The organism is Chryseobacterium sp. FH2 (assembly GCF_001045455.1).
Taxonomy (GTDB): Bacteria; Bacteroidota; Bacteroidia; order Flavobacteriales; family Weeksellaceae; genus Chryseobacterium.
On the sequence record NZ_LFNE01000002.1, the window covers coordinates 50,538 to 75,436 of the forward strand.

Below are 24,899 nucleotides of genomic sequence, written 5' to 3' on the forward strand. Positions count from 1 at the left end.
TTAAAAATTAAAGATTTCCTCTTCTTTCTTGTTCTCTTTCTAAAGCTTCGAACAATGCTTTGAAGTTACCTGCACCAAAACTTTGAGCACCGTGTCTTTCAATAATTTCAAAGAAAAGAGTAGGGCGGTCTTCTACAGGTTTTGTGAAGATTTGCAGTAAATATCCTTCTTCATCATGATCAATAAGGATACCTAAATCCTGAAGTTTTTTAAGATCTTCGTCAATATGACCAACTCTTTCAGGAACCATGTCGTAGTATGCTTCCGGTGGAGCAGAAAGGAACTCTACGCCACGCTTCTTAAGTTCTGTTACCGTATGGATAATGTCTTTTGTAGCCACAGCGATGTGCTGTACGCCTTCACCTTCGTAGAAATCAAGGTATTCTTCTACCTGAGATTTCTTTTTGCCCTCTGCTGGCTCATTGATAGGGAATTTAGCAAAGCCGTTTCCGTTTGACATTACTTTAGACATCAATGCGGAATATTCTGTGTTGATTTGTTTGTCGTCAAAAGAAAGGATATTTACAAATCCCATTACTTTTTCGTACCACTCAACCGTTGGAAGCATTCTGTCCCAATCTACGTTTCCTACACAGTGGTCAACGTACAATAAACCAGCTTCTTCCGGTTTATAATTGCTTTCCCACTTTTCGTAACCAGGCATAAACGGCCCTGTGTAATTTTTTCTTTCAACAAACATGTGTACCGTTTCTCCGTATGTGTAAATTCCGGACATTCTTACCTCGCCATGCTCGTCTGTAAGAGTTACAGGCTCCAAATATGGCTTTCCGCCTCTTTTTGTAGTTTCTTCAAAAGCTTTATAAGCATCGTCTACCCAAAGTGCCAAAATTTTCACTCCATCACCGTGTTTTTTTACGTGCTCGTTGATTGGTGAATCAGATTTAAGACCGGTTGTTAAGATCAATCTTATTTTTCCTTGTTGAAGGACATAAGATGCACGATCTCTTACTCCTGTTTCTGGACCAGCGTATGCTACAGACTGAAAACCAAAAGCGGTTTTGTAATAATGGGCAGCCTGTTTTGCATTTCCTACATAAAACTCAATGTAATCTGTACCATTAATTGGCAAAAAATTCTCTGCTTGAGCAATTTTTTCGGCAAATGTAAGTGTTGACATATTTTCTATTTTTACTTTTATTTCTGGGAATGCAAATTACAAAAATCTTAGGAATGGCAAAAGTATTAACAAATAATCATTGAAGATACTTAACATAATGTTAAAGAAGTGTTCATTTAAGTATATTTAAGTTTATTATATTGTAATTTTCTTGTATACATTTGTTTAACAAAGCAAGTGAAAAAAAAATATTTCGAAACACGGAAGCCGTAGAATTTCTACGGCTTCCGTTTTACTGTTAATCGGCTTTTTTATTTAGCCTTCCTGCGTCAGGATTATAATTATCCCAGATTTTCCATACGTTGTCTATTTTTCGCAGGAAATAGATTTGTGTATTAAGTTGATTTACGAAATGTTCTTCACCTGATTCTCCTACTTTGAATAAAAGATTCCAAAATTCCTGAGATTCCAGAATTTTTTTATCCGGCTCATCTGTTACAATGTGAATATCAAAAACCTCAAAGTTTGAACGGTTGTTTTTAGTCACCAAATGAAAATCCCTGTCACATAATTCTTTGCTAAATTGAGAGGCTCTTTCTAAGAACGGAGAGCCATCAAAAACTAAATCTTTGAAAAGCTCTGTATCATGTTTAGGAAATTTCTTGTAAAATTCAAAAACGGTGGCACAATAGTCATAAACCATTTGCAGAAAAATTTGATGATTGTTCTGCTCATTTTCCTGTTTTTTTTCCTTTATAAACTGAATATAAGCATTCAGATCTTTATGACCCAGGAAGATACATATTTTATCTAATGTTTTTAAGAAACGTAAATCGTTATGTGTTTTATCCTGATAATCATTCTCAAAAAAACGTTGTAAAGTAACATGCGAAATAGTGTTTCCTATCTCGAATTTTTTTCCTCCTTTTAGGTGCTCGGCTTCGGATAATTCATCTTTTATGATTTCGGAAAGAATAATATAGTGACTTCTTTTCCATTCATTTACATTCCCTAAAACAGAATTCTTTACTTTGGAATGCTTTACAACTTCTTCCCTTATTGAATTATATATAGTCTTCAATTTCCAAATTTTAGAAAGGGTTTTATCAAAAATACTGCCAGAATATTAAGACATTTTTATGATTTCTTTCTCCCACGTTAAAAATACGTTTTTTCATCAAATAAAACAACCTAACAAAAAAATAATGTCAGGCATTTTAATGTTTAAATCTTTCAAAAGCAGCTTTTTCAAGCATTTCCCTGTCATCAGGATGGGCTATGCTGATTAGTTCCTGAGCTCTCTGGCGGAGGTTTTTTCCATACAGGTAGGCAGTCCCATACTCTGTAACCACGTAATGAATGTGACCTCTGGTCGTTACAACTCCGGCCCCTTGTTTTAGGTAAGGCACGATTCTGGAAACCCCTTTTTTAGTTCTTGAAGTAATAGCAATGATTGGTTTTCCGTCTTCACTCAAAGCAGCTCCTCTCATGAAGTCCATCTGACCTCCGATTCCGCTGTATTGCACGGTGCCGATAGAATCGGCACAGACTTGTCCCGTTAGATCAATTTCAATGGCAGAATTAATAGCGACCATCTTCTTATTTCTCATGATATTGATAGGAAAATTCACCGTTCCTACATCGTCAAATGAGAAAACAGTATTGTCATCAACATAATCATACAATTTTCTGGTTCCGAAACAGAAGCTTGTAATGGTTTTATTATCGTTGTACCCTTTGTATTTGTTGTTGATAACGTCATTTTGAATCAAATCAATAACTCCGTCACTCAGCATTTCGGTATGAATTCCGAGGTCTTTGTGGTTGCCTAAACATTTTAAAACTGCATCTGGAATAGTTCCTATACCCATTTGAAGAGTAGATTTGTCTTCAATAAGCTCAGCTACATTTTTCCCGACCTCCATTTCCTCAGGACCAACTTTAGCTCCGTAATCTACTGTTGGAAGCTCTTCTTCATGCCAGACCAACTTATTAATTCTGCTGATGTGAATCATTCCGTCACCGTGAGTTCTGGGCATCAAAGGATTAACGACTGCAACAATAATTTTCGCTGTATCCACTGCAGATCTTGCCACATCCACCGATGTCCCCAAAGTACAGAAACCATGTTTGTCTGGTGGGGAAACTGTTATTAATGCAACATCTAACGGCAAAATGTTCTTTCTAAATAAAATCGGAATTTCACTTAAAAAAACGGGAACAAAATCTCCTCTGTCAGAATTCACGGCATTACGCACAGGTGTCGAAACAAATAATGAATTAACAAAGAATTTGTCTTTATATTGAGGCTTTGCAATCTCTACATTTCCCTGTTGGGTAATAGAAACCATTTCTACATTTTCGAGTCTGTGAGATTGTCTTGCCAATTCATCGATTAAATAATTCGGAGTACATGCACTTCCGTGGAAAAATACACGATTTCCGCTTTTGATGGTATATATAGCTTCTTCTGCACTGATATAATTGTACATAGTGAAATTTTTTATTTGAAATAATTTTTATTCTTGTGAACGATCCTGAATTGTTTTATCCTGCTCATCCAGCCATGAAGTTTTGTATGAAGGATCTTCAACTTTCAGAGCTTCTTCAGTGATTTTCAAAGGACGGAAAGGATCAACCATCACTGCATACTCTTCAGTGAATTTTTTACCGATACTTCTTTCCATTGCTCCGGGATGTGGACCGTGGACGATTCCTCCCGGGTGAAGCGTAAAATCCATTAAATCAATATGATTTCTGCTCATGAAATCTCCTTCTGTATAGAATAAAACTTCATCAGAATCAATATTTGAATGGTTATAAGGTGCAGGAATTGCCATTGGGTGATAATCATACATTCTTGCACAGAACGAACAAACCACAAAATTGTGTCCTTCAAAATTCTGGTGAACCGGTGGCGGTTGATGAATTCTGCCTGTAATCGGTTCGAAATTTTTGATATTAAATTTATAAGGATAAAAATAACCGTCCCAACCTACCACATCAAATGGATGTGTTGCATAGATGAAGTCAGTGATTTGATTTTCTTTTTTTACTTTAATTAAAAACTCTCCTTTTTCGTCTTTTGGTTCAACGAAAGTAGGTGCGATGATATCTCTTTCGCAGAACGGAGAATGTTCCAGTAATTGCCCAAATTCGTTTCTGTATCTTTTCGGGGTATAAATCGGAGAGTGGCTTTCCAAAACAAAGAAAACGGTATCATCAGATTTTAATTCTACCTGATAAATTGTTCCTCTCGGAATAATCAGGTAATCACCCACAAAGAATTCTAAATCACCTACAAAAGTTTTTAAAACTCCATTTCCTTGGTGAACATATAAAAGCTCATCACATTCAGCATTTTTATAGAAATAATCCATTGATTTTCTGGGCTTCGATAATCCCATTTTCAGGTCATTATTCACCATAAGGAACTTTCGGCTGCCCATAAAATCGTCTTCAGGAGTTACATTCATCCCCTTAAACATCCTAGGTGTTACATTTTTGTCAACGGCAATTTTCGGACTGACATCTTTGGGTTCTCCAATCGATTTTATCTGGGTAGGACGGTGAATGTGGTATAACAAAGAAGAAATTCCATGAAAACCCTCCGTCCCGAAAAGCTGTTCATAGTAAAATTTATCTTCAGGAGATTTAAAAATCGTATGCCTTTTTTGTGGGATATTTCCCGACTGATGATATCTCATTTTACTTTTATATGTAGTTTCTCAAATTTAATAATTTTTCGTGAATTGATTTCAACAACATTTATCATATAGTTTGTTGTTCTAAAAATAATTGTTAGTTTTGTCTAACAATTTTAATTTCATGAAGCGAATATTATTTTCTGTAATCTTTTTTTCAGGCTATTGTTTTTCACAAGAAATGGATACTTTGAATATAAATAAACCAAAAAAACTGGATTCGGGTAAAGTTTTAAGCAATAAAATCAAAACAAAAAATATCGATGATGTAGTGATTACGGGAACAATAAAACCAATCAGTAAATCGAAAAGTCCTGTTGTAGTAGAAATTTATAGTCAAAAGTTTTTCCAGAAAAATCCTACTCCGAATATCTTCGAAGCAATTGCCATGGTAAACGGCGTAAAACCTCAATTGAATTGTTCGGTCTGTAACACGGGAGATATTCATATCAACGGTCTGGAAGGTCCTTACACGATGATTTTGATTGACGGAATGCCGATTGTAAGTTCATTGTCTACAGTGTATGGTTTAAGTGGAATTCCGAATAGTCTGGTTGACAGGATTGAAGTGGTAAAAGGTCCGGCTTCATCCATTTACGGTTCTGAGGCGATGGGTGGAGTTATCAATATTATCACTAAAAATGCTTTAACAGCTCCTAAATTAAGCATTGACGTGATGACGAGCACCTGGAGCGAGAATAATGTGGATTTGTCAACGAAATTTAATTTCGGGAAAAATGCAGCTTCATTATTAAGTTTAAATTATTTCAATTATGAAAAAAGGATAGATCAAAATAAAGATAATTTTACAGATGCAGCTTTACAAAACAGAATTTCAGTTTTTAATAAATGGAATTTTCGAAGAAAAGGAAGCCGACAGGCTGGTTTTGCCTTGAGATATTTATATGAAGACCGTTTTGGTGGTGAAATGCAGTGGAATAAATCGCACCGGGGAAGCAACGAAGTCTATGGAGAAAGTATTTATACGAATAGAGTAGAGGCTTTTGGAGTTTATCAATGGCCGCTGAAGGAAAATATTATCACTCAGTTTTCTTATAATTTTCATGATCAAAATTCATTTTATGGAACAAATCCTTTTGAAGCGACTCAAAAAGTTGGTTTTACCCAAACGTATTGGGATAAAAAACTAGGAAATCACGATTTGATTTTGGGATTAGCTTTCAAGAAAACTTTTTATGATGATAATACTCCGGGAACTTTATCGGCAGATGGTCTGACAAACGACCCTATGAAATCTCCTATTTTTGGAGCTTTCATTCAAGACCAATGGGGAATTAACGAAAAAAATACCTTGTTGCTGGGATATAGGTTTGATTATGATAAAATCCATCATGCTATACATTCTCCGCGTTTTGCCTGGAAATTTTCTCCAAATCCTTATCATATATTTAGATTTAATTTTGGGACGGGTTTTAGGGTAGTAAACTTATTTACAGAAGATCATGCTGCTTTGACGGGCTCACGTGAAGTGGTAATTAAATCTGATTTAAAACCTGAAAAATCCGTCAACGGAAATTTAAACTATGTCTGGAAAATTCCTGTGGGTGATAAATTAATCAATTTTGATGCTTCAGCATTTTATACTTATTTCAGTAATAAAATTGTTGGTGATTTTGATACTGATCCTCAGAAAATCATATATGATAATCTGAATGGCTATGGAATTTCAAGAGGGGCATCATTGAATGTAGATTACAATTTTAGTTTCCCGCTGAGTATCAATTTGGGGATGACCTATCTGGATGTATATCAAAAATTTGATGGAAAAGAAAGAAAAGTTCAGCAACTTCATGCGCCAAAATGGAGCGGAACATATAATTTGACCTATAAATTTCCAAATAATCTAACCGTTGATTTTACGGGACAGTTTTACGGGCCAATGCGATTGCCTGTATTACCAAATGACTACCGATCTGAATATTCACCTTTTTATACGCTGGCTAATATTCAGGTTTCGAAAAGTTTCATCTCCGGCTTTGAAGTGTATGGCGGAATTAAAAATATGTTCAATTTTACACCAAAAGACCCGTTGATGAGGGCGTTTGATCCTTTTGATAAATATATTGATGACCCTGTTAACAATCCTTATCATTACACTTTTGATACTACTTACGGATATGCTCCTATGCAGGGAATCAGAGGTTTTTTGGGGGTGAAATATACTTTGAAATGAAAAGCTTCATACTATTTTTATTTTTAATGTTAGTGCCTTGTTTTTGTCTTTCACAGATAAAGACAGGCACTTTTTCCGACCTTGAAATTCAACAGAAAGAAAATCAAAAGCCTACAATTATCCATATTTATACGGACTGGTGCGTAGTCTGCAGGATTGAATCTTTCCAATTGAATAAGGATAAAGATTTAGTGAAAATGCTCAGTGAAAATTTCTATTTTATCAATTTCGAAGCGGAGAAAACGAAAGAAAAAATCAGTTTTCAGGGAAAGGAATTTAATTATTTGCCGAATGGAAATTCCGGAATTCACGAACTGGCTTTAGCTCTGTTAAAAAATAAAAATCAGCCCGTTTATCCGCTGTGGATTATTTTAGATAAAAATCAAAACTTAGTTGAGTATCATGAAGGGCAATTAAAGCCTGAAAAAATGAAGCAGAAGCTGTTGGAAATTTCTGCTTTGTGATTTTTTATTTCCCGTAGATAACGCCGGTTTTTTTAAACTTACTAAATATCATTAAGTTTTATTGTAATAAAACAGCAATAATCGCCAAAATAGCGGGTAAAGCCTGAACGAAAAATATTCTTTTCGTTGCTGAAACTGCACCATAAATTCCCGCTATAGCCACGCATCCTAGAAAAAATAATGCAACATTTGTCTGCCATTGTTCATCTTTTATTAAAAGAGACCAGATTAATCCTGCAGCAAGAAAACCATTGTAAAGCCCTTGATTAGCAGCCAGACCTTTTGTGGGTTTAAACATTTCTGCGGGAAGGGCAGCTTTAAAAACTTCTTTTCCTTTTGTTTCCCATGCAAACATTTCCATCCAAAGAATATAAAGATGTTCGAGAGCTACAACTGCAACTAAAATTTTTGCTACGATTTCCATGATTTATTGTTTTGGAATTGTAAAACTAAAAAAATAAAGTTAAGTTTGGTAATACAATTTCAAAAATGAAAACTTTCAAGGCACATTTGGATAAATTTATTGTGGTAAGCGAGGAAGAATTTGCTTCTATCATTTCATTTTTTCAGATTTTAAAAACGAAAAAGAAAGAAAATCTTATGCTTGAAGGTGATGTCTGCAAATTCAAATATTTCGTTTTGGAAGGATGCCTGAGAAAGTTTTTTGTCAACGAAAAGGGAGTGGAACAAACTACAGAATTTGCTATAGAAAACTGGTGGATTGCTGATACTTTTGCTTACGAAAAACAAATAAAGTCAAGCTTCAATATCCAGTCTGTAGAAAATTCCAGACTCTTGATCATTGATTATCAGTCTCAGGAGCTTTTATTGGAAAAACACCCGATTATGGAGCGTTATTTCAGAATGGTGTACCAGACCGCCTATGCAGCTGCCGAAAAAAGAATCCGTTATATCTATGAGATGACGAAGGAAGAACATTATTTGCATTTTAGTACGTTATATCCTTGGTTTATTCAAAGGATTCCACAGTATCTGGTAGCCTCTTTTTTAGGTTTTACCCCTGAATATTTGAGTGAAATCAGAGCCAAATTACGTTCTTAAACCAGTTTAAGTTTTTTACAATTTAAAAGCCGCAACTTTGTCCTGTTAATAAAAACAAAGGGGGAATGGCAGATAAAAATTATCAATTTTCACAGTTGGGCAATGTCTGTGACAGTGTGCTATGCAATTGCTGGCCGATTCGGAATTTTGAAAAAAGTTAATTGGGAGAGTTTCGAAAAATGGACGAAATAATTGTCCTTTTTTCTTCCTGAAAGCTTAGTGCTTTTTTCAGCATTTTTATGAGCAAACCAAGTAAAATATTCATCGACAATAGATAATTTACCTAAAAAATATAAATATATGAGCGCAAGAATTAATATTGCAACTGTAGATGCTGCTGCTTACAAAGCAATGATGGGATTGGAAGGTTACCTTCAGACAATTTCTCTAAATCACATTCAAAAAGAATTAATCAAAATCAGAGCTTCACAAATCAACGGTTGTGCTTTCTGTCTGGATATGCACACAAAAGATGCAGTGAAATACGGCGAAACTCCACAAAGAATATATCTTTTGAATGCCTGGAGAGAAGCTTTAGAACTTTATACAGAAGAAGAACAAGTGATTTTGGCAATGACTGAAGAGATTACTTTAATCAACCAAAGAGGACTGACAGAGGAAACTTATCACAAAGCAAAACAGTTTTTTGATGAAAATCAGATTGCACAAATTATCATGGCAATTATTACCATTAATTCCTGGAATAGAATTGCGATAAGCACACATTTGCCGATTGCAAAATAAATTTCAGATATTTAAAATTATTTATTAAAAAGCTCTTCAAATTTTGAAGAGCTTTTATGTTTATAAAATTGGGTTAAGAGTTTTTCCTTTTAAACGGACCTTGCGGAGCGATAATTTCCAGATTTGTTCCATCAGGATCCTGAAAATATGCAACAGAAGTCCCAAAGCCAGATTTCAGGCCGTCTTCTTCCTGAAAAGTAATGGGCTCACCTTCTGTATTTACACCAATTTTCTTTAATCTTTGAATTGCATCATCAATGTTGTCTACCTCAAAACAAAGGTGCATTGCACTGATTTGATTGTTTTTATATGTTACCTTTTCAGATTCAGGCTCTACATATTCTAAAATATCAATGTTCAAATTGTCAAGATGAAGATTGGCATATTTGATTTTAGTATCATCCAGTCCTTGTGTTTTGGCCATTCTCTGTCCGCCGATTTCATCTATATTTGAGACTTTTATTCCGGTTAATGCCTCATAAAAGTCAATTGATTTTTCTAAATTTTTAACAGTGATCCCAACATGATTGGCACGTGTAAAACCTTTATTTATATTTTCCATTGTTTTAAAAATTTAATTGGTAATTTATTGCTGGCAATTCAGCTGCAGAACATTAGCATTTAATGGCTGTTCAATTTTCCGTTCTAATTTTGTTTCATTCAGGGCTATATAAATTTCCATAGAACCGGTTCCCACATGCAACGATAAAATGTGGCCGCCATAAGCATTGAATTTATCATCAGTTGCAACTCCGTGAATGTGAACAGACGCACCTTTTTCATTCCACGCGATAGAGCCCGTGAGACTTCCCATTTCTACTTTGTAAAAAGTTTTAGGATTAAACTTTTTTGTATTAAAATCATAAAATCCGAAGGTTATATCAGATGCAAAACCGATCCCTGTAAAACTTGCTGACGGAATATTTTCTGTTTTCGCCAGATTTTCAATATTTGCAATCACATCATCACCCTGTCGCAGTACCATCAGGTATCCTGTAGGAGTTTTTATATATCTGCAAATTTCTTTTTGCTGTGCCGAAAAAATATTTATTATTAAAATTGTAGATAATAAAATAATGTTTTTCAATAAACTCATAATCAATTATATTTAAAATTAAATTTGTCAAACCGGCAATCAATCTGTTTACATTTCTTTTAATGCAGAATTTATAAAATTCAATTCTTCCTGTGATAAATCAAAAGAGATTGCCTGGGCATTTTCAATGGCTTGCTGGGCATTTCTTGCTCCCGCTAAAACTACTGTAATTGCAGGCTGCAAAGTCGTCCAACGTAAAACCAGCTGTGAAAGTGAGACCTCTTTTTCTCGAGCAATTGGTACAATTTTCTCTAAGAAATTTTTTACTTTATGTAAATCAAACTGAGAAAAATATCCGTTTCTGTGATCGTTTTCTTTTAATTGTATTTCTTTAAAATATTTTCCTGTCAGAAGACCTCTTTCCATCGGGCTGTAAACAATAATTCCTGAATTGTTGTCCAGAGAATAAGGAACCAAATCATTTTCAATTGCACGATTCAACATGCTGTAAGAAACCTGATTACTTGCTAATTTCAATGTTTTATCAGCTTCTTTCATCTGCTCTACGGAATAATTGCTAACACCGGCAGTTCTGATTTTTCCTTGTTGAATCAACAATTCCAGCGCTTCCATCGTTTCGCTGATTGGCGTTGTAGAATCCGGCCAATGAAGCTGTAAAAGGTCAATATAATCTGTTCCCAGCCTTTTTAAACTTTCTTCAATTTCCTTAATGATATTCTGTTTTGAAGCTAATTTATAAACAGGAAATTTTGTGCCACTATCTTCTGCATCGAAGAAAAATTCACCGTTTGAATTATTACTTCCGTCCCAAACCAATCCGAATTTTGTTAACAACTGAATTTTTGAACGGTCTTTTCCTTTAATAGCTTCTCCGATCATCTTTTCGCTCAGCCCAAAACCGTAGAAAGGAGCTGTATCAATAGAAGTTACACCATTGTCTAAAGAAGCATGAATTGAGTTTATAGAATCTTGCTTTTCATTTCCGCCCCACATATTTCCACCGATGGCGAATGCCCCGTGAGTAATTACTGAAAGCTCTAAATCAGTATTCCCTAATTTTCTATATTTCATTTTTTCTTACTGTTTTAACTATTACTTATTTAATTCCTTTAAAATAGCCTCACCTACACTTCTTGCAGATTGAGGATTTTGCCCTGTAATCACTCTTTGGTCACTTACCACATGATTTTGCCAAAGTCCTGATTTTTCAAATTTTGCACCTCTTTCTTTTAATTTATCCTCCAAAAGAAAAGGAACAACATTCGTCAACTGTACTTCAGATTCTTCTTCATTAGTAAAAGCATTGATTTTTTTTCCGTCTACTAAATATTTACCATTGTTCAGTCTTATATTAACCAGACCTGCAGGGCCGTGACAGACTGCAGCTACAATTCCGCCGTTTTCGTAAATTTTTGAAGCAATTGTTGCCAGTTCTGTATTGTCAGCAAAATCCCACATCGCACCGTGACCTCCTGCATACAATATGGTAGAATAATTGTTTGGGTTCACCTGAGAAGGATTTAAAGAATTATCAATTTTATTTTTATATTCTTTATTTTCCCAAAACTCTTTGTTTGCGGGATCTTTTAAGTCAAATCCGTCAACAGGAGGAGTTCCTCCCTTCGGGCTTACAAAATCTATTTCGTAACCTGCTTTGTGAAGGACTTCCCAAGGATGTGAAACTTCACCAAGGTAATATCCTGTGTTTTCCTCTGTTTCCCCTTTTTTGTCATGACTGGTAACGACAAATAAAATTTTCTTTTTTACAGATGTAGATTCTTTTGTTTGTGACTGTGCAAGCCCTATCATAAAAATGGCAAGTAGTAAAAACACTAATTTTTTCATATTTAAATAATGTTGGCTAAATAAATTTGTGGCTGTTGCTGTAATTTTTCATCAACCAAAGCTCCAAAGGACTGAATATAAGGTTGCTGGTTATGTTGAGCCAATCCTTCTTCATTTTCCCAGATTTCGTAAAAAACAAATTGATTTTTGTCTTCAATACTCTGATGAAGACTATACAGTTCGTTGGCTTCTTCTTTTTGGGTTTCTTTTACCATATTTTGAAGAACCTCTAAAACTTCTGTTCTGTATTCTTTTTTGGCTTTTATAATGGCTGTGAGATATATTTTCATTAGGCCAATTGTGGTTTTAATTCCTGTTGAAAAACATTTTTAAGATGTTCTTTATAGATTTTCATGTCACGTTCTACATTGGCATTTTTTTCTACATCATGAAAATGAAAACTTCCCATTTTTTCTAATGAAACGAAAGCATTCATTTTATGAAAGCCAAATAGTGGCCCATTATCTACACTTGTTTCGTTGAAAAATTCTCCCGGAAGCGTAAAAGCTGTTTCAGGTGCATTCCAGCTTGTCGTTACCATATATTTTCTTCCGCCAAGCATTCCTCCGGTTCCGTAGTTGATTTTTGGATTTTCGGAAGTTCTGCCGTCACTCATGTAAATTCCTTTTGCATGACCGGCTGTGAAAACTTCATCTATATATTTTTTCAGACCATTCGGAAGCTGAAACCACCAGATTGGGGTGTGGTAAATAATATAATCTGCCCAAACGAATTTTTCCACTTCTTCATTTTTATCGTAACCTTCGCCCACATTTGTGATCTTTACTTCTACATTTCCAAATTCTTTTAGAACTTCCAACGTGTTGTCTGCGATTGTCTGATTATATTTTCCTCCGGAATGTCCGAAGTTTTGTCCACCGTTAATAATTAATACTTTTTTCATTGTTGTATGATTGTTAAATTTTACTCTGCAAAGTTAGGTTGCAGTTTTGTATAATAAAAATAATATAAATCATAGCCAATTATTATAATTATAATAGTTTGAATTTTGAAATCATGATTACATATCATAGGAAATTTAAATAACGTTTCAGTCTTTGTCATATAAATTGTTTAACAAATTAATTGCGGTTAGGTGGGGCGTTCAAAAAAGATAACAGACTGGCTTCCTATGTGATTCTGGCTATTAGATGAAGGAAAAATTATATATGAAATAGTCCAGTTAATTACCCTCTGGAAGAAGTTACTCACGAAATTGAAAAAAAATGAAATTTCGGATTATGCTTCATTCTAAGGGATGAAATGGCATCAGTATTGTAATTATTTTATAGCTTTGTATCAGAATATTAATAATTGAAATCATGGTTAATTTAGAATGGTACCGAACTTTTAAAGCAATTTATAAAACGGGAACATTGACGGGAGCTGCTGATTCTCTGTTTATTTCGCAACCCGGAGTGAGTTTACATTTAAGTTCATTAGAAGCATACGTCGGGTACAAATTATTTGACAGAACGGGAAGAAAAATGATTCCTACAGAAAGAGGGAAGGTTTTATTTAATGCGATTTATGAACCATTGACAAAGTTAGAAGACGTAGAAAAGAATTTCCAGAAATCTACCGAAAAACATACGCCAACCATAAGCGTAGGGATGTGTTTTGAGACTTTTCAGACAACGTTAGAGCAATATGTTTCGACATTACCTTTTAATTTAATCATAAGTTTTGGCGAATATCCTGAAATGATAGACCAGCTTGATAAAGGAATTCTTGATTTAATTATTACCCCTAAAAAGGGAGTTTCTCTTAATATTGAACATGAAGCGTTTTCTTCAGAACAAATTATTTTGGTTGGGGGAAAAGATGTTGATACAGAAAGTTTCAACGAGGTTGTAACATCAAAAGGAATTGAGCATATTGAAGAATGGCTGAAACAGGAGAAATGGTACGGAACAACCGGAGATATGGAGCATCTTTTTCAGTTCTGGATTCTTAATTTCGGGCATAAGCCCAATTTTCGTCCGAATTATATCGTACCGAATTTAAATTCAATTATCCGTTGCCTGAAAGGTGGAACCGGACTGGCTGTCGTTCCTGATTTTTTGTGCAAAAATGAAATTGAAAATGGTGAAGTAAAATTAATCTGGGAAGGGGAGAAGAAATTAGAAAATACCTTGTATTTCGGGTGCAGGAAAAAAACTAATTATCTTGATGAAATTGATCATATTAAAGGCTTATTCCGAAAGGTTATGACTAAGAATGATCATGTCGCGCATCTGTAATCCGTTTTCAAAAATAGGGAAAGGGTAGTTTTTTATAAAAAAGTTTTTACGCATACCCTTTTTTACAAAACCATTCTTTTCATAGAATTTTATCTGCTGAAATCCCGTATCTGAAGTCCCTACAATCAAAGAATTATAGTGATTTTCCTTAGCAATTTCTTTCGCTTTATTGATTAAAATGCTTCCAATTCCTTGATTTCGGTAAGCTTCAATGACTGCAATATTTTTTATTTCCAATTCTTTATCATTGATTTTATATAATACCATTACGGCAATATTCTGAAAGTTATCATTCAAAATATAAATATCAGATTTGAAGATATATTGATTAATGGCTTCCATCGTTTCATCAGCCAGCAAAAGCAGTTCATAAGGAATTTCCGAACTGGAATTAATTGTATGGAAAGTGTAATTTTTCATTTATAAATTCATATTAATAATAAACTTTTCCCTGCTCATCCCAAGATTTCTATAACTTTCGGTTAATATCGGGAGCTTGTTAATCTATTTGGAATGACATGGTTTTAAATTTTTACAAAAGTAAAGATTTGGAAGGTAGTATCAGAATTGTGAAAATTTCTTTCCATGAAGATTTGTAAAATAAAAAAAACAGGCAGCTGAAAAGTGACAAGTTTTAAATAAAACTTAATTTTAAGTAAAATTGGTAATCTGAAATTCCAAAATTTTGTCGGAAATTTGTTTGACTTTATAGCAAAAAATAAAAATAATATGCAACAAAAAACATACCCGGGGCAACCTGTAATTACATTAAATAATGGAGTAGATATTCCGGCTTTAGGATTCGGAGTTTGGCAGATGGAAAATTTGCAGGAGTGTGAAAATTCCGTAATCAAAGCGATTGAAACAGGATATAGAATGATTGATACCGCTTCTATTTATCAAAACGAAACGGCTGTGGGAAATGCTGTGAAAAATAGTGGAACAGACCGAGACGAATTGTTTATCACCTCAAAACTCTGGGTTCAGGATCACGGTTATGAAAAGGCGAAAAGCGCTTTTCAGAGAACTCTTAACAGATTGCAGTTAGATTATCTTGATATGTATCTTCTTCACTGGCCATTCGGGGATTTCCTGGGAGCTTGGAAAACATTGGAAGAATTGTACCATGAAGGGAAAATAAAGGCAATCGGGGTTTGTAATTTTACGATTGAAAAAATGGAGGAACTAAAAGCAAATTCAACCGTTCTTCCTGTTATCAACCAAATTGAATTACACCCAATTTTCCAGCAAAAAGAACTTCAGGTGTATGACAGGGAGAATAATATTATTACTCAGCCCTGGAGCCCGCTTGGGAATGGTAATGCAGGACTTTTAGATAATGAAGAACTAAAAAATATTGCTTTAAAATATAATAAAACTGTAGCCCAGGTTATTTTGAGATGGCATTTACAGGAGGGGTTCTGCGTGATTCCGAAATCTGTGACACCTTCCAGGATTGAAGAAAATTTCAACGTTTTTGATTTTGAACTGACAGAAGATGAAATGAATGTTGTCCGTTCTTTAGATACGGGAAAAAGATTGTTTTTTGATCCGAAAGATCCGGCTTGGGAAGAAAAAATGTTGAATTCTGTGGCAGATATTTAGTGATGTACCAAAATAATTGAAGTACCTACAATAAAAAACTCCTTTCCAATCGAAAGGAGTTTATTTTTATCTGAAAAGCGGTATCATTTAGTTAAATCTAAACCACCAAAATTACCAGAACTCATCATAAGATAAACTCCATGAGCTTTATCCAGCATATTCCAGTACGCATGAAGTTCTTCAGCGTTGGTGAAAACTTTTAAATTTTCATTTTTGAATTTTTCTTTAATCAGCTCGGGAGAAATTGGTTCCATCCTTTTGATTTTCAAAGCATCTTCAGAATAGAAAACTATTGCTTCTTCCAGACCATCCATGGCATGGTCGTATTGTTCAAGGAAAATAGGGTTTAAACTTGAATATGTATGAAGCTCAAGAAAACCGTATTTCTGTTCGTTTTTAAATTGTTCTTTAAAGGCTTTCACAGCAGCTTTTACCTTACTCGGAGCATGGGCAAAATCTTTGTAAAGTATTCCATTGTCTTCTCTTTCTACTTTTTCAAGACGTTTTGAAGCCCCTTTGAAACTCGTGATGGCTTCGTAGAAATCCTCATCCATTATGCCTAAATGTTGGCAAATATGCCTTGCTCCTTCCAGATTCAATACATTATGAGCCCCAAAAACTGAAAGCGGAACATCTCCCATTTCTGTTTTTAAATGAACTTTTCCGTTAATAATTTCATATTCAGGAGTTTTGTAAGGAATCTTTCTGAAGTAATTTTCAGCATTTTCCACAACTTTTACAACTTCTGCATCCTCTTCATTATATACCAAAATTCCTCCGGCAGTAATACTTGCGACAAATCTTCTGAATTGCTCGATATAATCATCAAATGTTTTAAAAACATTGATATGATCCCAGGCAATTCCGCTTATCAGAGCAATATTCGGCTGGTATAATAAAAATTTTGAACGTAAATCTATAGGAGAAGAAAGATATTCGTCACCTTCCAATATCATAAAATCGTTGTCCTGAGTCAGCTTTACCATACAATCAAAACCTTCCAACTGAGCTCCAACCATGAAATCAACGTCTTTTTGATGAAAATTCAAAACATGCAGGATCATTGATGTAATGGTAGTTTTTCCGTGCGAGCCGGCAATGACAACCCTGGTTTTGTTTTTCGACTGTTCGTAAAGAAATTCAGGATAAGAGTAAATTTTTAAGCCCAGTTCTTTTGCCCTTGCCAGCTCAGGATTGTCCTGATGTGCATGCATTCCAAGGATTACAGCATCAATATCAGAGGTGATTTTCTCAGGGAACCACCCCATCTCTGCAGGTAAAATTCCTTTCTTATCCAGTCTTGATTTTGAAGGTTCAAAGATAGCATCATCCGAACCTGTAACCTGATATCCTTTATCTTTTAATGCAATGGCAAGATTATGCATGGCGCTTCCGCCAATAGCAATGAAGTGGGTTTTCAACTTTATTTACTGTTTTTTACGTTGTTATTAATAATTTCCTGAAAAGCATTAGTAATATTCGCCCAGTTTGTTTTATAATTTGGCATTATAGCGCTGGCGTCTGATTTACTACCTTGATTTGAGCCTTTTTTAATGTTAATGGAAATCGATACATTGTCATACAATTTTTTATGATCTTCCTGTATTTTTCTAAAACTGTTTTGGGAAAGAACGTTATCCAGTTTTTTTAAATCTTGATTTGTAAGTTTAAAATCTTGTGTATACTTTTTTCCTTGCCCTTCAAAAGAGTAAAACGCTTTGTTTTCTTTGATTAATAAATTTTCATAAATTGGAGCAAACCCTCCGCTTTTAGAATAACTTATATCAAAATCTGAATATACCTTTTGGCTGTTACACGAAACTAATACTATGATTGCGAATAAGATCCCTATTATTCTTTTCATATTTAATTTACTTTAATTATTCTGAATCTTTTTGTTCTAATTTTTTAGCTTTAAGTTCTTCATCATAATTGTGTAGTAAATTGAAATCTTCTGTCTGCTCAATGGCAGTCATTATTTTCAGTAAAATCTCAGGTGCTTTTTCATTATCATAATCAATATTCAGAGGTGCTTTAAACTCCATGGTAGGTTTTACACCTGTAACCTTTACACGAAGCCCTTTTTTATCAAACGCTCTTCTGAACCCGTTAATTTTAATAGGAATTACAATAGGGCGCTGATTTTTAATCAATTTTGCAGTACCTCTTCTTCCTTGAGCAAAAGCAGATGTAGTACCTTGAGGGAAAGTAGCTACCCAGCCGTTGTCTAAGGCCTTCATAATATTATCAACCTCGCTCAAATCTACCATCCTGTTGACATTCTTGCCTTCAGCTCTCCATGTTCTTTTTACGGTAACAGCTCCTGCCACTTTGAAAATTTTAGGAAGAATACCTTTATTCATGGTTTCTTCTGCTGCTACATAGTAGAAGTCTATCTTTGGATTAAGCAGATAGATTGGGTTTTTAATTGTATTTAAATATCCGTTGTTCACAGCGCAGAAAGCGTGATACATTGCTGCCACATCAGCAAAATAGGTTTGGTGATTTGACACGAAGAGCACATTTGAATCTGGAAGATCCACAAGGTGTTCGGTGCCGGTTATTTTCAATTTATTAAATCCGTTGAATCTTCTGTAAGATACAACTCCTAAAATGAAAATAATAAACCTTTTTAAAAAATAAGGTGTCCCGAATGCATCGGTGAAAATATTTTTCTTCGCCATCTCTCAATTAAACACGATAGTGCAAAGTTACATTTTTTTCAATAATTGACTGAATTCGCTCAATATCATTGCTGTAGCTCCCCAAATGATGTATCCATTGAAATTTATTACCGGAACTTCTTTCCCTCCTGCACTGGGTAAAGCCATAATTTCGGGTTGATCGGGAAGATTTAAAAATGAGGTAATCGGGAATTCTATGGTTTCTACCGCTTCACTCTGCTGTAAAACGAAAGTAGGGTTCTTTTTAGTATACGAAATATAAGTATAGACATAAAAATTACTTGGCGGAATGTATATCGGAGACATTTCTCGGATAATTCTTAAATAATGCTTATCTATTCCTATTTCTTCTGAAGTTTCGCGAACTGCCGTTTGGGCAAAATCTTGATCCATTTCTTCACGTTTTCCTCCGGGTAAAGATATCTGCCCGCTGTGTCTGTCGTGTTCGTTTACTGTTCTTTGGATTAACGGAAAATACCACTCATTGTCTTTTAAATACAAAACAATATTTACCGCCGCAAATTTCGGGTTTTTAGTCAAAACCTCATCATAACTGAAAACCGGTCGGTAGGGTGGTGAGAATACTCCGTGAGCATTTTCCCCAGGTAATTCTGTGTCTTTTATTTTCCTTAATAAATCTTTTCCAAAACTCATACTTCAAATTTAGCAATATATCTTGAAGAAAAGAAGAGGCGGGAATGTTAATTAATGATAAAAAGCAGGGAAAAAAGATTAATAAATAAGTTAAAATTATTTCAGGAGCTATTTCCGGCTTTTCGTTTTAATCTTTTTTCAAAAAAAGGATTTCAAGAGTTTATTTAAAGTGTTGAAAATTCCATTTTGAGTAAGAAGTTTTAAATTATTTAACTAACACAACAGGGATATGTTTTACGGGGAAATTTACAGAGTTCGCGATGAAACAAAATTCGTTTGCCTTATGATGAAGTTCCTTTGCTTTTTCAATCATTGATATTTCAGAAACTGTTATTAAAGGATTTAATATAACTTCAGAGAAATGACCGCTCCCGTTTTTCGTTTCAATCATCGTCCCGGTTGCATTATCTACATAATCAGTTACAATAACTCCTGCTTCTGCGCAGAAATGGAGATACCAAAGCATGTGACAAGATGAAAGAGATGATAAAAGCATTTCTTCGGGATTATACTTGGTTTTGTCACCACGAAAGGCTGGATCTGATGAAGCCTCAATAATTGGTTTATTTTCCACAGAGATAGTATGGTTTCTTTCATAGTTTCGGTAGTTGCTGGTCCCCGTTCCCTTATTTCCCGTCCATTGAATAGTGGTTTTGTAATGGTGTTCTTTGCTCATTTTTATAATAGATTAGGTATAGACATAAAAAAATACCTGCTAAAATTACGCAAATACTTTTTGTGAGATTAAAGAAATTTTCTAACATTAATTCAGGATCGGTTTCTGAATAATAACTAAAACCAGAATCTATTGTACCATTTTGATTTAGTTTGGAAATAAAGTATCTCACATTATCCCTTTCGTTCATTCCTCCAATATAGTAATATTCATCTTTTTCAATAATACTTAAAATCCATGTAGAAAAAGGAAGAGATGGCGGATCAAAATTAAACGAATTATCTAATATTCCATCTGGTTTAATTTTATTTGCTGTGAGTAAAATAAAGGCTTCCATCCAGGTTCTGTACCATTCTCGACCAAGAATTGTTGTCTGTGACAGGGTATATCCCGTTTGAGGCGACAGAAAGATCCTTAGAAATGATTTGTCCAAAAACAATCTGTACTGCAAGAGGCAGCACAAGGAATAAATTTTTTGTCATTGTGGATGTGTTTTTTAAGACTGTAAACTATAATAAAAAAACCTCCAGTTTTTCTGGAGGTTTGAATTTTTTACTAATTAGAATATCCTATCAATTCTTCTTTATTCGAATTGTAAATTCTGTATTCTAAGTACTTGAAAGAATCTCTTGGAATAATGGTTACCCATTTTTTATACTTCATAAACCATTTCATCTGGATGCTTTTAATGCCTTTTGTAAGGTAAGCTTCCACGAAGGGGTGTACATGCAGATAAAGTTTTCCTTTTTCCTTTTGCATGATGGTTCTCAGGGTTTCCTCCATTCTTTCTACAATAACAATAGGAGCTACAATTTCTCCATCTTTGTTAGGGTTGTCTTCTTTAGTTTCGATTTGTTTTTCCTGCCGGTTTCTCTGCCGGGTAATCTGTATCAGTCCAAACTTACTCGGTGGAAGAATTTTGTGACGGGCTTTGTCGCGTTTCATTTCTTCTTTCAGATGTTCAAACAAATCTCTCCTGTGGTCGGGATTTGGCATATCTATAAAATCGATAACGATGATACCTCCCATATCACGAAGACGCAATTGTCTCGCGATTTCTGTTGCAGCCATTTTGTTCACGTTAAGTGCGTGTTCTTTATTGGCTGAGTTTCCGGTTGTGATGTTGTTTCCGGAGTTTACGTCAACTACGTGCAGTGCTTCTGTATGTTCTATAACAAGGTAAGCACCTTTTGAACTGGGAATATTTACATGTTTTCCAAAGCTTTGTTTAAGCTGTTTTTCTACATTGTAATATTCAAGAAGAGGGACGTGGGAATCATAAAAATGAACGATGTTTTTTCTTTCAGGAGCAATTACCTCCAGATAGTTTTCCATCTCAATTACCATTTGTTCGTCATCACAAGTGATACTTACAAAATCCTGGTTAAAATTGTCCCTTAAAATAGCTGAGGCTTTGTCTTCTTCACTTAAAACTTTAGACGGTACTTTATTTTTTTGAATATTTTTAAAAGTGCTTTCCCATTTCTGAATCAGCTGATTCATATCATTATGCAGGTCTGCAACTTTCTTTCCTTCGGCAACGGTTCTTATAATAACACCGAATCCTTCAGGTTTGATACTCTCGATTAAGGTTCTTAGTCTTTCTTTTTCCTCATAGTTACTCACTTTTTTGGAAATAGATACTTTATTATCGAAAGGTATTAGTACCAAAAAGCGTCCTGTTAATGAGATTTGTGTAGAAATTCTCGGTCCTTTTGTGGAAATGGGTTCTTTGGTAATTTGTAGCAGAACAAGATCATCTTTAGTGATTACTTTGTCTACTGTTCCGTTTTTGTCAATTTCGGGTTGTAATTCGAAATTTTTTAAGCTTGAAGTACTTTGTTTTTTAGAAATTGTATCTCTTAAAAACTTTCTATAGGTAAGATACTGTGGTCCCAAATCCTGATAATGCAAAAATGCATCTTTATCGTAGCCGATGTTTACAAATGCGGCATTAAGGTTTGGAGCCAGTTTTTTTACTTTTCCTATGAACAAATCTCCAACTATAAAATCACTTTTGTCCTCTTCTTCATGAAGTTCACATAGTCTTCCGTCTTCCAGCAGTGCAATTTTTGTACGCTCATCCTCATGAGAAACTATTAGTTCTTTCTTCATTTTGTTAAGATAAATAATTTTTTTTAGATTATAGAAATAGGTGATGTTTTCATTAAATAAACAGGTTTTAAATATAAGGATTATATTAAAACCGGCCTATTATATTGTGAAAAATATAATCCAGCATATTTCCATGAAATCTTATAGTTGCAAAACAAAATATAGTCGGTGAATTTTTAAAATATAAAATCACCAACTATATTATTATATTGTAAATCTCGAGAAAAAGAGATTATTTTTTCTTATGTCTGTTTGCTCTTCTTCTTTTCTTTCTCTTGTGAGTTGCAACCTTGTGTCTTTTTCTTTTCTTTCCGCTTGGCATAATTTTAATTTTTTAGTAACTAGTTAATATTCAGTTAATGTCTTATTTTACTGCAACTTTTGTTTTTACTTTCTCTACAAAAGATTTTGAAGGTTTGAAAGCAGGAATGTTATGAGCAGGAATCTCAATTGCAGTGTTTTTAGAAATATTTCTTCCTGTTTTAGCAGCTCTTGTTTTGATGATAAAAGAACCGAAACCTCTTAAATAAACGTTATCTCCATTATACATAGAAGTCCTGATCTCCTGCATAAAAGCTTCTACAACTTTCTGTGTTTCATTCTTTTCTGTTCCCAATTTATTTGAGATGGTGTTTACCAATTCTGCCTTTGTCATTTCCTTTTTTAATTTTAAATTTTAGGTGTGCAAATTTAGTTAAAAAAATTGAATATTAGCAAATTAGTGACAAAATATTTTTTGATAAAGGGTTGAAACTTTTAGGTTTACTATATATTAATTTTTAGTTAAATCACCTTTACATGCTGGAGTTGTAATAGCCATTTTCCACGCAGAAGCGGATAAGGTGAAGTTTTGTCTTTAGCCCGAGCTTTTCTGTAAGCCTGTTAATATAGGTATCTATGGTTCTTGTACTGAGATTCAGCTTTTCCCCGATTTCCTTATTGCTAAAGCCTTCATAGCAGAATTTCATAAGTTGAATTTCGGTGGATGAAAGCTCTTCCTGACTCTTTTTCTGCCTGTCCATATATTCCTGAACGGCGAGTGGCTGCTGCTCCCATTCCTTTGAATAGGTTTCATAATCAAAAGTGTCGGAGGCTATTTTTCCTTTAACGATATCTTTGATAATACTACTTTTTTTCTGACAATAATAAATGTTTGGAATTTTTGAAAGAATTTCCGCCATATCTTCCTGGTATGTCCCGGAATAAGTAATAATTGGCGTCTCTGCATTACTTTTTCTGATATATTTTATGGCTTCAATTCCACTTAATACCGGCATGAATAGTTCGACAATAAACACGTCTTCCTGTCTTCTGTAAATTCTGTTAACAAGCTCATGGCCATTGTTACAGTCATTAAGAAGCATATAAAACGGGTTTTCCTGCAGCGTTTTGATCATTATTTTTTTAAAGTAAAAATCACTGTCTGCTATTGAAAATCGCACAGTATTGCTTAAAAGTTTGCTCACTTTAATATTTAGTTTGGTGTGGTATATTAAAATTTTGGTGGTCTAATTTATGAAAAACTTATTAAAGTGAAAATTAATCTTAAATTAATTAACAAAGCTTTATTTTTTTACTAAAAAAGATAAATTTTGTGCATAAATTATTTTTTTTATAAATTCACGCTCCAAACAAATCACAAAATTATGTCTTCGAACAGGGAGAAAAAATTAAACAAGTCAGACGTCAGGATAGGCATTTGGAAGTTTGTTCTGTCTTTTGCAGTATTATCTGCGGTATCCTTTTTATCTGTTTTTTTCTTTTTTAAAAGTTACGACTTGCAAAGAAAAGGCATTCAGAAGGAGGTAGATGAGTATAAAAATCTTTTGAGCCGAAACGAGCTCCTGAAAATACAGGTCGATAGTATATACTATAGAATGACTCTGCTTGATATCAATAAAGTGGAGAATGACATATTCCTGAGAAATTATATCATGGATAATGTAAGAGATGCTAAAAACATCATGGGAGCAGATAGTGCGAAAAATTTTAAGCACTATTCTATTTTGCTTAAAAATTTGGAACCGATGTTAGCCTTAAAAACTCAAATCATTAATATTTCGAATAAAGAGCAAACTGCTTTAAGAGATCTTAATGAATGTATGGGAAAAGTGGGAAGAGTGAACAGCGAATTGCGGGTAGATCCTACCAGAAAGTTTACAGGGAGTAGAAAAAGAAGATAAAATCAAGAGTTATGCAGGGACACATTACATTATCCAAAAAAGAAAAGCATTACCAGTTTGTTTACCTGGTACTTATGCTTCTTGCGGCATTACTATTTTTGGGAATTATCTTTTTAAAAGGATTCGAATCGCCGTTTTCATCTTCAGACATGATTGCTATTCAGACGCTTGAGCAAAAATCAAAGTTTGATCAGCAGCAAAAAATTGTTCAGCCTTTGTTAGACAGTACTTTTACTCAAATCAGTAAGTTGACAGACGAGGTGCCTCAGCCTTTTGAGGAAAATAATATCAGATACGGGATAAATGATATTGCCAACTCTTTTGAAAATGCAAGCATTGCTGATTTGCGCAAAGAAGCATATCCTCAGGTTGCGCAGTTTTATAAAATGTATTTCGACGACAAAAAATTGGTTTCAAAAAAATCTGAAAACATTAAAATATTCGAAAAACAATTTCAGGATTGTTCCATCGGTTTTAAAGAGAAAAAAGATCAGCTTATCCAGCGTGAAAATGCTTTAAAATCACGAAATTAATAATTACGAAAATACCTTTCGAATACATTATACAAACAGAACACATCACAATTATTAA

Annotated in this window: 30 protein-coding genes; 8 read left to right on the top strand and 22 right to left on the bottom strand. The window is 34.1% G+C overall.

Going from position 1 to position 24,899, the window contains the following annotated elements:
• Positions 1 to 7 precede the first annotated feature (7 nt).
• From hppD to ACM39_RS03145, 4 genes are all read right to left on the bottom strand, one after another.
• The gene (gene hppD, locus ACM39_RS03130) at positions 8 to 1,138 is read right to left on the bottom strand and encodes a 4-hydroxyphenylpyruvate dioxygenase (RefSeq protein ID WP_048509577.1); all 1,131 of its coding nucleotides are present in this window, start codon (positions 1,136 to 1,138) and stop codon (positions 8 to 10) included.
• Positions 1,139 to 1,376: 238 nt separating this feature from the next.
• The gene (locus tag ACM39_RS03135) at positions 1,377 to 2,159 is read right to left on the bottom strand and encodes a hypothetical protein (RefSeq protein ID WP_048509578.1); all 783 of its coding nucleotides are present in this window, start codon (positions 2,157 to 2,159) and stop codon (positions 1,377 to 1,379) included.
• A gap of 136 nt (positions 2,160 to 2,295) precedes the next feature.
• The gene (locus ACM39_RS03140; protein WP_048509579.1) at positions 2,296 to 3,570 is read right to left on the bottom strand and encodes an acetyl-CoA hydrolase/transferase family protein; all 1,275 of its coding nucleotides are present in this window, start codon (positions 3,568 to 3,570) and stop codon (positions 2,296 to 2,298) included.
• A gap of 27 nt (positions 3,571 to 3,597) precedes the next feature.
• Complete coding sequence (locus ACM39_RS03145) at positions 3,598 to 4,785, bottom strand: homogentisate 1,2-dioxygenase (protein ID WP_048509580.1); 1,188 nt, start codon at positions 4,783 to 4,785, stop codon at positions 3,598 to 3,600.
• A 121-nt stretch (positions 4,786 to 4,906) separates the two neighbouring features.
• Here ACM39_RS03145 and ACM39_RS03150 point away from each other — a divergent pair, with 121 nt between their 5' ends.
• On the top strand, positions 4,907 to 6,976 hold the full coding sequence (locus ACM39_RS03150; protein WP_048509581.1) for a TonB-dependent receptor plug domain-containing protein: 2,070 nt from the start codon (positions 4,907 to 4,909) through the stop codon (positions 6,974 to 6,976).
• A complete protein-coding gene (locus ACM39_RS03155; RefSeq protein ID WP_048509582.1) occupies positions 6,973 to 7,440 on the top strand; it encodes a thioredoxin fold domain-containing protein in 468 nt (155 codons plus the stop codon). Before ACM39_RS03150 ends, ACM39_RS03155 begins: the two co-directional genes overlap by 4 nt.
• Positions 7,441 to 7,498: 58 nt before the next feature.
• Here the strand turns inward: ACM39_RS03155 and ACM39_RS03160 are convergent, their stop codons facing one another.
• A complete protein-coding gene (locus ACM39_RS03160) occupies positions 7,499 to 7,864 on the bottom strand; it encodes a DUF1304 domain-containing protein (protein ID WP_048509583.1) in 366 nt (121 codons plus the stop codon).
• A 65-nt stretch (positions 7,865 to 7,929) separates the two neighbouring features.
• Here ACM39_RS03160 and ACM39_RS03165 point away from each other — a divergent pair, with 65 nt between their 5' ends.
• Together ACM39_RS03165 and ACM39_RS03170 are read left to right on the top strand one after the other, a co-directional pair.
• Positions 7,930 to 8,502: a Crp/Fnr family transcriptional regulator gene (locus ACM39_RS03165; RefSeq protein WP_048509584.1), complete on the top strand. Its 573-nt coding sequence runs from the start codon at positions 7,930 to 7,932 to the stop codon at positions 8,500 to 8,502.
• A gap of 300 nt (positions 8,503 to 8,802) precedes the next feature.
• Complete coding sequence (locus tag ACM39_RS03170) at positions 8,803 to 9,246, top strand: carboxymuconolactone decarboxylase family protein (RefSeq protein ID WP_048509585.1); 444 nt, start codon at positions 8,803 to 8,805, stop codon at positions 9,244 to 9,246.
• Between the two features lie 73 nt (positions 9,247 to 9,319).
• Here ACM39_RS03170 and ACM39_RS03175 read toward each other — a convergent pair whose 3' ends face one another.
• From ACM39_RS03175 to ACM39_RS03200, 6 genes are read right to left on the bottom strand one after another with little or no spacing between them, the layout of a single operon-like run.
• Positions 9,320 to 9,808 carry a VOC family protein gene (locus ACM39_RS03175; RefSeq protein WP_048509586.1) on the bottom strand — a complete coding sequence of 163 codons (489 nt, stop codon included), beginning with the start codon at positions 9,806 to 9,808 and terminating at the stop codon, positions 9,320 to 9,322.
• Between the two features lie 24 nt (positions 9,809 to 9,832).
• Positions 9,833 to 10,342 (bottom strand): PPC domain-containing DNA-binding protein, encoded by a 510-nt coding sequence (locus tag ACM39_RS03180; protein WP_048509587.1) that lies wholly within the window; start codon positions 10,340 to 10,342, stop codon positions 9,833 to 9,835.
• 48 nt (positions 10,343 to 10,390) lie between these two features.
• On the bottom strand, positions 10,391 to 11,374 hold the full coding sequence (locus ACM39_RS03185) for an aldo/keto reductase (RefSeq protein ID WP_048509588.1): 984 nt from the start codon (positions 11,372 to 11,374) through the stop codon (positions 10,391 to 10,393).
• 21 nt (positions 11,375 to 11,395) lie between these two features.
• A complete protein-coding gene (locus tag ACM39_RS03190) occupies positions 11,396 to 12,148 on the bottom strand; it encodes a type 1 glutamine amidotransferase domain-containing protein (RefSeq protein ID WP_082140511.1) in 753 nt (250 codons plus the stop codon).
• Between the two features lie 2 nt (positions 12,149 to 12,150).
• The gene (locus ACM39_RS03195; protein WP_048509589.1) at positions 12,151 to 12,438 is read right to left on the bottom strand and encodes a putative quinol monooxygenase; all 288 of its coding nucleotides are present in this window, start codon (positions 12,436 to 12,438) and stop codon (positions 12,151 to 12,153) included.
• On the bottom strand, positions 12,438 to 13,052 hold the full coding sequence (locus tag ACM39_RS03200) for an NAD(P)H-dependent oxidoreductase (protein WP_048509590.1): 615 nt from the start codon (positions 13,050 to 13,052) through the stop codon (positions 12,438 to 12,440). Before ACM39_RS03200 ends, ACM39_RS03195 begins: the two co-directional genes overlap by 1 nt.
• A gap of 418 nt (positions 13,053 to 13,470) precedes the next feature.
• Between ACM39_RS03200 and ACM39_RS03205 the strand changes: the two genes are divergently transcribed.
• On the top strand, positions 13,471 to 14,391 hold the full coding sequence (locus ACM39_RS03205; RefSeq protein WP_048509591.1) for a LysR family transcriptional regulator: 921 nt from the start codon (positions 13,471 to 13,473) through the stop codon (positions 14,389 to 14,391).
• Here the strand turns inward: ACM39_RS03205 and ACM39_RS03210 are convergent.
• On the bottom strand, positions 14,344 to 14,811 hold the full coding sequence (locus tag ACM39_RS03210) for a GNAT family N-acetyltransferase (protein ID WP_048509592.1): 468 nt from the start codon (positions 14,809 to 14,811) through the stop codon (positions 14,344 to 14,346). The two genes, ACM39_RS03205 and ACM39_RS03210, sit on opposite strands and share 48 nt — an antisense overlap.
• 309 nt (positions 14,812 to 15,120) lie before the next feature.
• On the opposite strand from ACM39_RS03210, the gene ACM39_RS03215 reads away from it, so the two are divergent.
• Entirely contained in the window at positions 15,121 to 15,996 is an 876-nt protein-coding gene (locus ACM39_RS03215) for an aldo/keto reductase (RefSeq protein ID WP_048509593.1), read from the top strand.
• An 83-nt stretch (positions 15,997 to 16,079) separates the two neighbouring features.
• Here ACM39_RS03215 and ACM39_RS03220 read toward each other — a convergent pair whose 3' ends face one another.
• The 10 genes from ACM39_RS03220 to ACM39_RS03260 form a co-directional block, all read right to left on the bottom strand.
• Positions 16,080 to 17,417, bottom strand: coding sequence for a UDP-N-acetylmuramate--L-alanine ligase (locus ACM39_RS03220; protein ID WP_048509594.1), 1,338 nt, complete (start codon positions 17,415 to 17,417; stop codon positions 16,080 to 16,082).
• A 2-nt stretch (positions 17,418 to 17,419) separates the two neighbouring features.
• On the bottom strand, positions 17,420 to 17,860 hold the full coding sequence (locus tag ACM39_RS03225; protein ID WP_048509595.1) for a hypothetical protein: 441 nt from the start codon (positions 17,858 to 17,860) through the stop codon (positions 17,420 to 17,422).
• 16 nt (positions 17,861 to 17,876) lie between these two features.
• The gene (locus ACM39_RS03230; protein ID WP_048509596.1) at positions 17,877 to 18,680 is read right to left on the bottom strand and encodes a lysophospholipid acyltransferase family protein; all 804 of its coding nucleotides are present in this window, start codon (positions 18,678 to 18,680) and stop codon (positions 17,877 to 17,879) included.
• 27 nt (positions 18,681 to 18,707) lie between these two features.
• Positions 18,708 to 19,334: an NUDIX hydrolase gene (locus ACM39_RS03235; RefSeq protein ID WP_048509597.1), complete on the bottom strand. Its 627-nt coding sequence runs from the start codon at positions 19,332 to 19,334 to the stop codon at positions 18,708 to 18,710.
• Positions 19,335 to 19,539: 205 nt separating this feature from the next.
• Complete coding sequence (locus tag ACM39_RS03240) at positions 19,540 to 20,010, bottom strand: OsmC family protein (protein ID WP_048509598.1); 471 nt, start codon at positions 20,008 to 20,010, stop codon at positions 19,540 to 19,542.
• On the bottom strand, positions 19,961 to 20,347 hold the full coding sequence (locus ACM39_RS03245; RefSeq protein ID WP_048509599.1) for a hypothetical protein: 387 nt from the start codon (positions 20,345 to 20,347) through the stop codon (positions 19,961 to 19,963). The genes ACM39_RS03240 and ACM39_RS03245 overlap by 50 nt, the downstream gene beginning before the upstream one ends.
• Positions 20,316 to 20,492 carry a hypothetical protein gene (locus ACM39_RS19150; RefSeq protein ID WP_165585084.1) on the bottom strand — a complete coding sequence of 59 codons (177 nt, stop codon included), beginning with the start codon at positions 20,490 to 20,492 and terminating at the stop codon, positions 20,316 to 20,318. Before ACM39_RS19150 ends, ACM39_RS03245 begins: the two co-directional genes overlap by 32 nt.
• Before the next feature lie 73 nt (positions 20,493 to 20,565).
• Positions 20,566 to 22,125, bottom strand: a complete 1,560-nt coding sequence (locus ACM39_RS03250) for a ribonuclease E/G (RefSeq protein ID WP_048509600.1) — start codon at positions 22,123 to 22,125, stop codon at positions 20,566 to 20,568.
• A gap of 364 nt (positions 22,126 to 22,489) precedes the next feature.
• Entirely contained in the window at positions 22,490 to 22,780 is a 291-nt protein-coding gene (locus ACM39_RS03255) for an HU family DNA-binding protein (RefSeq protein ID WP_002984212.1), read from the bottom strand.
• 139 nt (positions 22,781 to 22,919) lie between these two features.
• Positions 22,920 to 23,591 carry a response regulator transcription factor gene (locus ACM39_RS03260; RefSeq protein WP_048509601.1) on the bottom strand — a complete coding sequence of 224 codons (672 nt, stop codon included), beginning with the start codon at positions 23,589 to 23,591 and terminating at the stop codon, positions 22,920 to 22,922.
• A 180-nt stretch (positions 23,592 to 23,771) separates the two neighbouring features.
• Between ACM39_RS03260 and tssO (ACM39_RS03265) the strand changes: the two genes are divergently transcribed.
• Together tssO (ACM39_RS03265) and tssO (ACM39_RS03270) are read left to right on the top strand one after the other, a co-directional pair.
• Positions 23,772 to 24,308, top strand: coding sequence for a type VI secretion system TssO (gene tssO, locus ACM39_RS03265; RefSeq protein ID WP_048509602.1), 537 nt, complete (start codon positions 23,772 to 23,774; stop codon positions 24,306 to 24,308).
• A gap of 11 nt (positions 24,309 to 24,319) precedes the next feature.
• Positions 24,320 to 24,841, top strand: a complete 522-nt coding sequence (gene tssO / locus ACM39_RS03270) for a type VI secretion system TssO (RefSeq protein WP_048509603.1) — start codon at positions 24,320 to 24,322, stop codon at positions 24,839 to 24,841.
• Positions 24,842 to 24,899 lie beyond the last annotated feature (58 nt).

Excerpts from the sequence above, each read along its gene's own strand:
- ACM39_RS03245 (WP_048509599.1), bottom strand. The coding sequence starts at position 20,347 with ATGGAAGCCTTTATTTTACTCACAGCAAATAAAATTAAACCAGATGGA.
- tssO (WP_048509603.1), top strand. The coding sequence starts at position 24,320 with ATGCAGGGACACATTACATTATCCAAAAAAGAAAAGCATTACCAGTTT.
- tssO (WP_048509602.1), top strand. The coding sequence starts at position 23,772 with ATGTCTTCGAACAGGGAGAAAAAATTAAACAAGTCAGACGTCAGGATA.
- ACM39_RS03215 (WP_048509593.1), top strand. The coding sequence starts at position 15,121 with ATGCAACAAAAAACATACCCGGGGCAACCTGTAATTACATTAAATAAT.
- ACM39_RS03185 (WP_048509588.1), bottom strand. The coding sequence starts at position 11,374 with ATGAAATATAGAAAATTAGGGAATACTGATTTAGAGCTTTCAGTAATT.
- hppD (WP_048509577.1), bottom strand. The coding sequence starts at position 1,138 with ATGTCAACACTTACATTTGCCGAAAAAATTGCTCAAGCAGAGAATTTT.
- ACM39_RS03155 (WP_048509582.1), top strand. The coding sequence starts at position 6,973 with ATGAAAAGCTTCATACTATTTTTATTTTTAATGTTAGTGCCTTGTTTT.
- ACM39_RS03195 (WP_048509589.1), bottom strand. The coding sequence starts at position 12,438 with ATGAAAATATATCTCACAGCCATTATAAAAGCCAAAAAAGAATACAGA.
- ACM39_RS03180 (WP_048509587.1), bottom strand. The coding sequence starts at position 10,342 with ATGAGTTTATTGAAAAACATTATTTTATTATCTACAATTTTAATAATA.
- ACM39_RS03175 (WP_048509586.1), bottom strand. The coding sequence starts at position 9,808 with ATGGAAAATATAAATAAAGGTTTTACACGTGCCAATCATGTTGGGATC.
- ACM39_RS03190 (WP_082140511.1), bottom strand. The coding sequence starts at position 12,148 with ATGAAAAAATTAGTGTTTTTACTACTTGCCATTTTTATGATAGGGCTT.
- ACM39_RS03205 (WP_048509591.1), top strand. The coding sequence starts at position 13,471 with ATGGTTAATTTAGAATGGTACCGAACTTTTAAAGCAATTTATAAAACG.
- ACM39_RS19150 (WP_165585084.1), bottom strand. The coding sequence starts at position 20,492 with ATGACAAAAAATTTATTCCTTGTGCTGCCTCTTGCAGTACAGATTGTT.
- ACM39_RS03145 (WP_048509580.1), bottom strand. The coding sequence starts at position 4,785 with ATGAGATATCATCAGTCGGGAAATATCCCACAAAAAAGGCATACGATT.
- ACM39_RS03140 (WP_048509579.1), bottom strand. The coding sequence starts at position 3,570 with ATGTACAATTATATCAGTGCAGAAGAAGCTATATATACCATCAAAAGC.
- ACM39_RS03160 (WP_048509583.1), bottom strand. The coding sequence starts at position 7,864 with ATGGAAATCGTAGCAAAAATTTTAGTTGCAGTTGTAGCTCTCGAACAT.
- ACM39_RS03230 (WP_048509596.1), bottom strand. The coding sequence starts at position 18,680 with ATGGCGAAGAAAAATATTTTCACCGATGCATTCGGGACACCTTATTTT.
- ACM39_RS03255 (WP_002984212.1), bottom strand. The coding sequence starts at position 22,780 with ATGACAAAGGCAGAATTGGTAAACACCATCTCAAATAAATTGGGAACA.
- ACM39_RS03210 (WP_048509592.1), bottom strand. The coding sequence starts at position 14,811 with ATGAAAAATTACACTTTCCATACAATTAATTCCAGTTCGGAAATTCCT.
- ACM39_RS03240 (WP_048509598.1), bottom strand. The coding sequence starts at position 20,010 with ATGAGCAAAGAACACCATTACAAAACCACTATTCAATGGACGGGAAAT.
- ACM39_RS03165 (WP_048509584.1), top strand. The coding sequence starts at position 7,930 with ATGAAAACTTTCAAGGCACATTTGGATAAATTTATTGTGGTAAGCGAG.
- ACM39_RS03235 (WP_048509597.1), bottom strand. The coding sequence starts at position 19,334 with ATGAGTTTTGGAAAAGATTTATTAAGGAAAATAAAAGACACAGAATTA.
- ACM39_RS03150 (WP_048509581.1), top strand. The coding sequence starts at position 4,907 with ATGAAGCGAATATTATTTTCTGTAATCTTTTTTTCAGGCTATTGTTTT.
- ACM39_RS03225 (WP_048509595.1), bottom strand. The coding sequence starts at position 17,860 with ATGAAAAGAATAATAGGGATCTTATTCGCAATCATAGTATTAGTTTCG.
- ACM39_RS03170 (WP_048509585.1), top strand. The coding sequence starts at position 8,803 with ATGAGCGCAAGAATTAATATTGCAACTGTAGATGCTGCTGCTTACAAA.
- ACM39_RS03250 (WP_048509600.1), bottom strand. The coding sequence starts at position 22,125 with ATGAAGAAAGAACTAATAGTTTCTCATGAGGATGAGCGTACAAAAATT.
- ACM39_RS03200 (WP_048509590.1), bottom strand. The coding sequence starts at position 13,052 with ATGAAAAAAGTATTAATTATTAACGGTGGACAAAACTTCGGACATTCC.